This is a genomic window from Streptomyces thermovulgaris (genome assembly GCF_002155915.1).
Classification (GTDB): Bacteria; Actinomycetota; Actinomycetes; order Streptomycetales; family Streptomycetaceae; genus Streptomyces; species Streptomyces thermovulgaris.
The window spans coordinates 1-8,997 of sequence record NZ_MUME01000100.1; the positions used below are offsets into that span (position 1 = coordinate 1).

The 8,997-nt window shown below is 71.3% G+C and carries 10 protein-coding genes; 8 read left to right on the forward strand and 2 right to left on the reverse strand.

Going from position 1 to position 8,997, the window contains the following annotated elements; translation table 11 throughout:
* The first annotated feature begins 114 nt into the window (after window positions 1–114).
* From CCN35_RS10695 to CCN35_RS10715, 5 genes are all read left to right on the forward strand, one after another.
* Window positions 115–621 (forward strand): protein-tyrosine phosphatase family protein, encoded by a 507-nt coding sequence (locus CCN35_RS10695; protein WP_086792406.1) that lies wholly within the window; start codon window positions 115–117, stop codon window positions 619–621.
* 262 nt (window positions 622–883) lie between these two features.
* Window positions 884–1,318 carry an SH3 domain-containing protein gene (locus CCN35_RS10700; protein WP_067391381.1) on the forward strand — a complete coding sequence of 145 codons (435 nt, stop codon included), beginning with the start codon at window positions 884–886 and terminating at the stop codon, window positions 1,316–1,318.
* Between the two features lie 68 nt (window positions 1,319–1,386).
* The gene (locus tag CCN35_RS10705; RefSeq protein WP_086792408.1) at window positions 1,387–2,748 is read left to right on the forward strand and encodes an FtsW/RodA/SpoVE family cell cycle protein; all 1,362 of its coding nucleotides are present in this window, start codon (window positions 1,387–1,389) and stop codon (window positions 2,746–2,748) included.
* 19 nt (window positions 2,749–2,767) lie between these two features.
* Window positions 2,768–4,237, forward strand: coding sequence for a penicillin-binding transpeptidase domain-containing protein (locus CCN35_RS10710; protein WP_067391387.1), 1,470 nt, complete (start codon window positions 2,768–2,770; stop codon window positions 4,235–4,237).
* A gap of 43 nt (window positions 4,238–4,280) precedes the next feature.
* Window positions 4,281–4,787, forward strand: a complete 507-nt coding sequence (locus tag CCN35_RS10715) for a DUF3291 domain-containing protein (RefSeq protein ID WP_067391731.1) — start codon at window positions 4,281–4,283, stop codon at window positions 4,785–4,787.
* Here CCN35_RS10715 and CCN35_RS10720 read toward each other — a convergent pair.
* Both CCN35_RS10720 and CCN35_RS10725 read right to left on the reverse strand, forming a co-directional pair.
* Window positions 4,784–5,383 carry a Uma2 family endonuclease gene (locus CCN35_RS10720; protein WP_067391390.1) on the reverse strand — a complete coding sequence of 200 codons (600 nt, stop codon included), beginning with the start codon at window positions 5,381–5,383 and terminating at the stop codon, window positions 4,784–4,786. The two genes, CCN35_RS10715 and CCN35_RS10720, sit on opposite strands and share 4 nt — an antisense overlap.
* Before the next feature lie 80 nt (window positions 5,384–5,463).
* The gene (locus CCN35_RS10725) at window positions 5,464–6,576 is read right to left on the reverse strand and encodes a ferritin-like domain-containing protein (protein ID WP_067391393.1); all 1,113 of its coding nucleotides are present in this window, start codon (window positions 6,574–6,576) and stop codon (window positions 5,464–5,466) included.
* A gap of 131 nt (window positions 6,577–6,707) precedes the next feature.
* Here CCN35_RS10725 and CCN35_RS10730 point away from each other — a divergent pair, with 131 nt between their 5' ends.
* The 3 genes from CCN35_RS10730 to CCN35_RS10740 all read left to right on the forward strand — a co-directional run bounded on the left by CCN35_RS10730 (window position 6,708) and on the right by CCN35_RS10740 (window position 8,733).
* Window positions 6,708–7,646 (forward strand): AurF N-oxygenase family protein, encoded by a 939-nt coding sequence (locus tag CCN35_RS10730; RefSeq protein WP_067391396.1) that lies wholly within the window; start codon window positions 6,708–6,710, stop codon window positions 7,644–7,646.
* Window positions 7,647–7,760: 114 nt separating this feature from the next.
* Window positions 7,761–8,420, forward strand: a complete 660-nt coding sequence (locus tag CCN35_RS10735) for a TetR/AcrR family transcriptional regulator (protein WP_067391399.1) — start codon at window positions 7,761–7,763, stop codon at window positions 8,418–8,420.
* Between the two features lie 10 nt (window positions 8,421–8,430).
* Window positions 8,431–8,733 carry a hypothetical protein gene (locus CCN35_RS10740; protein ID WP_067391403.1) on the forward strand — a complete coding sequence of 101 codons (303 nt, stop codon included), beginning with the start codon at window positions 8,431–8,433 and terminating at the stop codon, window positions 8,731–8,733.
* The last annotated feature ends 264 nt before the right edge of the window (window positions 8,734–8,997 follow it).

Sequence of the window (8,997 nt, forward strand, 5' to 3'; positions counted from 1 at the left end):
CACCCCACTGACCATGGGAACACCCCACTGACCATGGGAACAGGCGGGGTGCTGCCGGGGCAAGAACCCGGCTACCGTTGAGAAACGGTGGGAGGCGGAGTGGGGGAGGCAGCGTTGCGGACCCGCGGACAGCAGCCCGACGTACCGGCTCCGAACAGCCCGTGGAGCGAGATCGTGCCCGGCCTGTGGATGGGCGGACACGCGTTCCGGGGGCGCTCCGGAAACCTGGAGCTCGCCGTCGTACGGAACGAGTTCGATCTTGTGCAGACCCTGCTCAGGCTTCCGGGGCACGGCCCCGACCCCGGTGTCGAGCACCATGTGTGGCCGATCCCCGACGGACCGCTGGACGCGACCCAGCTCGCGGGTGTGATGCGGCTGGCCCGGGCGGTCTGCGACGCACTGGAGCAGGGGCGCCGTGTGCTGGTGCGCTGTTACTCCGGGTACAACCGTTCGGGGCTGGTCGTCGCGCACGCCCTGATCCACCAGGGGTACTCCGCCGACGAGGCGATCCGGCTGATCCGGGCCCGCCGTTCCTCCTGGGCACTGCACAACGAGCTGTTCGTCGACTATCTGCGGGTGGGGCTGCCGACGGTGCGGCTGCTGGAGGAGCTGGCCGAGTAGCCCGGGCGGTCCGGGCGGTCCGGGCGGTCCGCGCCGCCGGGCAGTCGTTTCGCCGGGGTGCGCCTGCCCCGCGCCGCCGGCTCCGGCGGGGCGGCCGGCGCGGGAGCCGGCCGGCGTCCGCCCTCGGATGACACCCCCTCAGACGGCGGCGGCCCCGATGGCGCACTGCGACGAGCGCGCGACGCCGACCGCTCCTAATGTGGCGATTAGTCAAATCCGTCCGTTTTCCGAGGGCTTCGCCGCCTCAGGTGGAGGTGTCTCCATGTCGTCCCCGCGCTCCCCTCTCACCCGGCTGGCCCTGACGGCCGCCGTCGGCGCCCTGCTCACCACGGCCGCCGTCGCGCCCGCCGCCGCCGGCGACGGCCGCGGCGGGACCCCGGGCGGCTCCGGCGCCGGCCCGGGCGCCGGTGTGCACCGGACGGCCGCACAGCCCGCCGGTGTGCACGGCGACCGGCTCTCCCGCTTCACCCGGGGTGTCGTCGTGGCCCGCGGCGGGGTCGCCCTGCGCAGCCGGCCGGACTGGGACAGCCGGGTGCTGCGGGTCGCACGGCCCGGCGAGATCGTCTGGATCTTCTGCAGGACACCGGGCTGGGACCTGTACGGCGGACGGGTGTGGTACCTGCTCGCGGACCGGGCCTGGGCGTGGGCCCCGGCGCGGTTCATCGAGAACATCGGGCCCGCGCCCCGCTGGTGCTGACACTCCCCCGCGCCACGCTGGTGTCGACGCTCAGAGGGACGAACCTGTCTTTTGTATAGGTTCCGGACATGACCAAGGTCGGAACCATCGCGGCAGTGGCGGACCCGCCTCTGCCCGCCGTCCGCCTGCCCCGGCGCCGCGGTGTCGAACTCGCCCTCGTCGTGCCCGCCGTCCTGCTGCCGGTGTACGGCTACTGCGCCGTCGGTCTGGCCCGGTCCGGCACCGTCCCGCCCGGGGCCGTCGGGTACGGCGCCGGACTCGGGGTGCTCGCGCTGCTCGCGCACATCGCGGTGCGTCTGCGGGCGCCGTACGCCGACCCGCTGCTGCTGCCCATCGGGGTGCTGCTCAACGGGCTGGGTCTGGTGCTGATCTACCGGCTGGACCTGGAGACCCCGGGCGACGAGGCCGCGCCCGCCCAGCTGGTGTGGTCCACGCTGGGCGTGGCGCTGTTCATCCTGGTGGTGCTCGTGCTGCGCGACCACCGGTGGCTCCAGCGCTACGCCTACGTCTGCGTGGTCGTCGCGCTCGCGCTGCTCACGCTGCCCATCTGCTTCCCCGCCGTCAACGGCGCCCGCATCTGGATCCGGTTCGGAGGGCTGTCCATCCAGCCGGGCGAGTTCGCGAAGGTGCTGCTGGCGGTGTTCTTCGCCGCGTATCTGGCCGCCAACCGCAGTGCGCTGGCCTACGCGGGACGGCAGGTGTGGCGGCTGCAGCTGCCCACCGGCCGGGTGCTCGGGCCGGTGGTGGCGATCTGGCTGCTGAGCGTCGGGGTGCTGGTCCTGGAGCGGGACCTGGGCACCTCCCTGCTGTTCTTCGGGCTGTTCGTCATCCTGCTGTACGTCGCCACCGGGCGCACCGGCTGGATCGCGGTCGGGCTGCTGCTCGCCGCGGCCGGGGCGGTCACGGTCGGCCGGCTGGAGCCGCATGTGCACAACCGGATCGGGGAGTGGCTGCATCCGTTCGCGTCCATCGAGGCCGGCCAGGGGCCGGGGCAGGTGGCCCAGTCGCTGTTCTCGTTCGCGGCGGGCGGGATGACCGGCACCGGGCTGGGTCTCGGCCACTCGGTCCTCGTCGGCTTCGCCGTCAAGTCCGACTTCATCCTGGCCACCGCCGGGGAGGAGCTGGGGCTGGCCGGGCTGTCCGCCGTCTTCCTGCTGTACGCGCTGCTCGTGGAGCGCGGCTACCGGGCGGGGCTCGCCCTGCGCGACCCCTTCGGCCGGCTGCTCGCGATCGGGCTGGCCTCGCTGGTGGCGCTCCAGGTGTTCGTGATCGCGGGCGGGGTGACCGGGCTGATTCCGCTGACCGGCCTGGCGATGCCGTTCCTGGCGCAGGGCGGCTCGTCGGTCGTCACCAACTGGACGATCGTGGCGCTGCTGATCCGGGTGAGTCATGTGGCGCGCCGCCAGTACGACGGGAGGGTGGCCCCATGAGCGTGCAGGAGGGCGTCCGTTGACCCGGCACATCCGGCATGCCGCCGTCTTCTGCGTCCTGCTGCTGGTGACGCTCCTGGTGCACACGGCGTGGCTGCAGGTGGTGCAGGGGCCGTCGTACAGCACGAATCCGGCCAACCGGCGCTCCGTCATCGCCCGTTACCAGCAGCCGCGCGGCGAGATCCTGGTCGGCGGGCGGCCGGTGACCGGCTCCCTGGACACCGGGGAGCAGCTGCGCTACGAGCGGACGTACACGGACGGGCCGCTGTACGCGCCGGTCACCGGGTTCGCCTCGCAGCTGTACGGGACGACGTTCCTGGAGCACACCGAGGACGGCGTGCTGTCGGGGACCGATCCGATGCTGTCGGTGTTCCCGCTGTGGCAGGACCTCACCCGGACGCGCCCTCCGGGCGGCAATGTGGTGACCACGCTCGACCCGGCCGCACAGCGAGCCGCCTTCGACGGGCTGGGTCCGCGCACGGGGGCGGTCGCGGCGATCGAGCCGGCGACGGGGCGGATCCTGGCGCTGGTGTCCACTCCGTCGTACGACCCCTCGGAGCTGTCGGGGAACGGGCCGGAGACGGTGGCGGCGTGGAAGCGGCTGAACCAGGACCCGAAGCAGCCGATGCTGAACCGGGCGGTGCGGCAGACGTATCCGCCGGGGTCGACGTTCAAGGTGGTCACCGCGGCGGCGGCGCTGGACGCGGGGGTGGTGAAGGACCTGGACGCGCGGACGGACTCGCCGGATCCGTACCGGCTGCCGGGCACGACCACACAGCTGGCCAATGAGGCCGACGGCTGCGAGAACGCGTCCCTGCGGCATGCCTTCCAGTGGTCGTGCAACACGGTGTTCGCGAAGCTGGCGGTGGACGTGGGCGTGGAGGGCATGCGGGCCACGGCGGAGGGATTCGGCTTCAACGACGAGGGGCTGAGGATTCCCTTCTGGGTGTCGCCGAGCACCTTCGACACCCAGGTGGACCAGGCGCAGCTGGCCCTGTCGTCGATCGGGCAGTACAACACGCGGGCCACCCCGTTGCAGATGGCGATGGTGGCGGCGGCGGTCGCCGCCGGCGGACAGGTGCGGACGCCGTATCTCGTAGAGCGGACGACACGCCGCAGCGGCGGCACGGTGTCCGCGGCCGGCTCCCGGCCGGTGCGGCAGGTGATGCGCCCGGCGACCGCGGCACGGCTGCGGGAGCTGATGGCCGGTGTGGTCACCGACGGCACCGGCCGGAACGCGGCGATCCCCGGGGTCACGGTGGGCGCCAAGACCGGCACCGCCCAGCACGGCCCGGGCAACTCCGGCACGCCGTACGCCTGGTGCATCTCCTGGGCCCAGAAGCACGGCGACCTGGAGCCGGGGGTCGCGGTCGCCGTGGTGGTGAAGGATTCGTCGGCGCGGCGCGGCGACATCAGCGGGGGCGGTACGGCGGCGCCGATCGCCCGGGCGGTGATGGAGGCGGTGCTGCACTCGCCGGCCACGGGGTGAGACGGGGGTGACCGGCTGCCCGGGCTCGCTCTACCGTGCGTGCATGACGTCTGACACCACGTACGGACTCGCCCAGGTCAACATCGCCCGCCTCAAAGCCCCTCTGGACTCGCCCCGGTTAAAGGACTTCGTCGACGCGCTCGACCCGGTGAACGCCGACGCGGAGGCCGCCGACGGCTTCGTCTGGCGCCTGCAGGACGCATCCGGCAACGCGACGAACATCCCCTTCTTCGGGGACAGGTGGCTGATCGTCAACCTGACGGTGTGGCGGGACATCGACGCCCTGAAGGCGTTCATGTACCAGGGGCGGCACCGGGAGATGCTGGCCCGGCGGCGGGAGTGGTTCGAGCGTCTGGACGAGGCGGTGACGGCGCTGTGGTGGGTGCCGGCGGGACACCGCCCGACGGTGGCGGAGGCGGAGGCCCGCCTGCTCCATCTGCGGACCAACGGCCCGACCCCGTACGCCTTCACCCTCCGGACGTCGTTCCCGCCGGGAGCCTCGGAACCGGTGCTCGGCGAGGTACCGGAAGGGCTGGGCTGTTCGGTCTAGCGACGACGGTCGATGGCTGTGAGGTCGATCTCGACGGGGAACGGAACGGCCAGTTCCAGCTTGTCGTGAAAGATTCCGGTCAGGCCGTAGGCCCGGGTGGCGGGATCGAGTTCATAGACGTAGACCACGGGAAGGCCCTGGTTTTCCTCGACGCGCCAGTAGTGGGGGATGCCCGCCTGCGCGTACTTCCATGGCTTCACCTCTCGGTCCCGCACCTCCGAATCCTCGGAGACGACCTCGACGGCGATGACGACGTCCTCCGGCCGGTACCAGGTCTGCTTCGGGCCGGTGTCGGCATCCGCGCGGAACACCAGGACATCGGGCTCCGGCCGATTGCGTTTGTCGAGCTTGATGGTCATTTCTCGAATGACGTCCAGCTCGTCCGGCACTTGATCCAGCAGAGCGTTGTCCAGCAGGCGGACGGCGCGCGAGTGGAAATTCGTCTGCGGACTCACGAAGACGAGGCTCCCGTCGATCAGCTCCGTGTGCGGAGGCAGGTTCGGGAGCCGGTCCAGGTCGTCCGCCGTCCAGCCGCCCTCCGGCGGACGGGGCCACTCGTAGTCCTCGTCCAGCCCGTAGTCGCGCGCGGCGCTCATGTTTGCTCCCATGCGACGGAGTCTGCTGGTGCGCCCAGCCTACCGAGACGCATCTGCTGGCTCCTCCCCCGATCGGGTGGTCAGCCGTCGAGGCGTCGTCCCTGTTCGATCGTCTCCTCCACCTCCGCCACCCGCTCCCGCTCCTCCGCGGCGAAGCGTTCCGCGTCCAGTTTCTCCGCGATCTCCTCGTCCTGGGCCATCAGCTGGTCCAGGTCGGAGTCGCCCAGTTCGAGGACGCCCATGTCGACGTAGGCCTGCTGGAGGCGCTTGCCCCACAGGCCGATGTCCTTGACGCAGGGGACGATGCGGCTGAAGAGCAGCCGGCGGAAGAGGTGCAGGAACTCGGAGCGCTCGCTCAGTTCCTCGGCCTCCGCCTTCGGGATGCCGAAGTTCTCGAGGACCTCGGTGCCGCGCAGGCGGTCGCGCATCAGGTAGCAGCCCTCGATGACGAACTCCTCGCGTTCGCGCAGTTCGGCGTCGGTGAGCTGTTTGTAGTAGTCGCGCAGGGCCATGCGGCCGAAGGCCACGTGGCGGGCCTCGTCCTGCATGACGTAGGCGAGGATCTGCCGGGGCAGGGGCTTGCTCGTGGTGTCGCGGATCATGCCGAAGGCGGCCAGGGCCAGGCCCTCGATCAGGACCTGCATGCCCAGGTACGGCATGTCCCAGCGGCTGTCGCGCAGGGTGTCGTCGAGGAGGGAACGGAGGTTGTCGTTGATCGGGTAGACCATCCCGATCTTCTCGTGCAGGAAGCGGCCGTAGATCTCGGCGTGCCGGGCCTCGTCCATGGTCTGGGTCGCCGAGTAGAACTTGGCGTCCAGGTCGGGAACGGACTCCACGATCCGCGCGGCGCAGATCATCGCGCCCTGCTCGCCGTGCAGGAACTGGCTGAACTGCCAGGACGCGAAGTGCCGGCGCAGCTCGCCCTTGTCCCGGTCGGTCATCTTCGCCCAGTACGGCGTGCCGTACAGGGTCATCGCCTCCTCGGGGGTGCCGAGCGGGTCGTAGGGGTCCACCTCCAGGTCCCAGTCGATCCGCTTCTGCCCGTCCCACTGCTTGTCCTTGCCCTTCTGGTACAGGGCGAGGAGACGTTCGCGGCCGTCGTCGTACTCCCAGCTGAAGCGGGCCGCGCCGCTCGCGGGAATCTGCCAGTGCGAGTCCCCCGGATTCCGGGCGTACAGGTCATGGGTCGGCATACTTCGCAGGTTCACACGTAGACACCGAGTCAACAAGTCGTCCGCGGGGGATTGACGAGCTTGCTGACAAGCAGTCTTATAAGGACGGGGCCCGATCCGGCCACATCCCGTACGACGAGGTGGGTACAGCCATGACGACCGTGACGGAAGCCGACGCGCTCGCCGGTGTGCGCGACGCGCTCGGGCTGCTCAAGGACCGGGAGCAGGTGGCCGAGCGGCTGCTCGACTCTTCCGCCAAGCACTCCTTCGACCCGGACAAGGAGCTGGACTGGGACGCGCCCTTCGAGGAGGGCAAGTGGTTCTGGCCGCCGGAGCTGGTGTCGCTGTACGACACACCGCTGTGGAAGCGGATGAGCGAGGAGCAGCGGATCCTGCTGTCCCGGCACGAGGCGGCGGCGCTGGCCTCGCTCGGCATCTGGTTCGAGATCATCCTCATGCAGCTGCTCGTGCGGCACATCTACGACAAGGCGGCGACCAGCGCGCATGTGCGCTATGCGCTGACCGAGATCGAGGACGAGTGCCGGCACTCGAAGATGTTCGCCCGGGTGATCACGCGCAGCGGCACGCCCTGGTACCCGGTGAGCCGGGTGCACCACGCCCTCGGCCGGCTGTTCAAGACCATCTCCACGACCCCCGGGTCCTTCACGGCGACCCTGCTCGGCGAGGAGGTCCTGGACTGGATGCAGCGGCTGACGTTCCCGGACGAGCGGGTGCAGCCGCTGATCCGGGGCGTGACGCGGATCCACGTCGTGGAGGAGGCGCGGCATGTGCGGTACGCCCGTGAGGAGCTGCGGCGGCAGATGGTGACCGCGCCGAGGTGGTCGCGGGAGTTCACCCGGATCACCTCGGGCGAGTTCGCCCGGGTGTTCTCCGTCGCCTTCGTCAACCCCGAGGTCTACACGAACGTGGGCCTGGACAAGCGGGAGGCGATGGCCCAGGTGAAGGCGAGCGCGCATCGGCGGGAGATCATGCAGACGGGGGCGAAGCGGCTGACGGACTTCCTGGACGACATCGGGGTCCTGCGGGGCGTCGGCCGCCGGCTGTGGAAGTCGTCGGGGCTGCTGGCGTAGGCGGGCCGCGGGCCGTTTCCGTCCCTCCCGGCGCCGGACGAGCAGGGCCTTCCCCGGTCGGCGCGGGGGACGCCGAAAGGCCGTTCGGGCGACGGCACGGCTACGCTGCACAGCATGAGCCCTGCCCCGTCCACTCCCGCCTACCGAAGGCTCAGTGTCGAGGAGCGGCGCGCGCAGCTGCTCGACGCGGCGCTGTCCCTCTTCGCACAGCGGGTGCCCGAGGAGGTCTCGCTGGACGACGTGGCGGAGGCGGCCGGGGTGTCGCGGCCCCTGGTGTACCGGTACTTCCCCGGCGGCAAGCAGCAGCTGTACGAGGCCGCCCTGCGCTCCGCCGCCGAGGAGCTGCAGCGCTGCTTCGACGAGCCGCACGAGGGTCCGCCGCTCTCCCGTCTCGCCCGTGTCCTGGACCGCTATCTGGCCTTCGTCGACCAGCACGGCACCGGGTTCACCGCGCTGCTCCAGGGCGGCAGCGTGGTGGAGACCTCCCGGACGACCGCCATCGTGGACGGGGTGCGCAGATCCGCGGCCGAGCACATCCTCGGCCATCTCCAGGTCACGGACCCCGGCCCGCGGCTGCGCATGACCGTACGGATGTGGATCACGGCGGTGGAGGCCGCCTCCCTGATCTGGCTCGACGAGGGCAGGCAGCCGCCCGCCGAGGAGCTGCGGGACTGGCTGGTCGAGCAGTTCATGGCCGTGATGGGGGTGACGGCCGCCCGGGACGCCCAGACCGCCGCGCTGGTGCGGCGTGTGCGGGCCCTCGGGGATGGCTGACACTGGTGCCGTGAAGAGCGAGGACACTCCGTTCGAGGGCGGACCGATGGACGGTCGGGTGCTGCCCGTGCTGGTGGGGATCACCGGGAACCCGCCGAAGACGTACCGCATCCCGGTCCCGGACGCCGCGGGCGGGCCGCCGACCGTGCTCGTCTACCGGCGGGTGCCGCGGGGGCACAGCAGGAGGCTGGGGCTGCCCCGGGGCTGGAAGTACGAGTTCGACCCCGAGGGGGAGACGGGCCGCCGGCCGAGGTGGCCGTGGTCCAAACCGGACACCGGTGCCTCTCGCAAGCCGGGTGACACCGAGGAGTGACCTCCGTGCGCCGTTCGGCGCAAGGGATGCGCACACAGTCGGTTCATACGTCTCATACGTCTAATCCTCGGCGTGCGGAGCGGAAACGCCGCCCCGCACCGGAGGTGATGTCGTGTCAGGAAGAGTGCCGCGTCTGGTGTGTTCGGTGGCGGTGGCGGCCCAGGCCGCCCTCGTACCGGTGGCCGCCGTGGCCGTACCCGCCGTGCCCACCGCGCCGGCCACGCCGAGCACACCCGCCGCGCCCGCCACGCCCCCTGCTCCCAC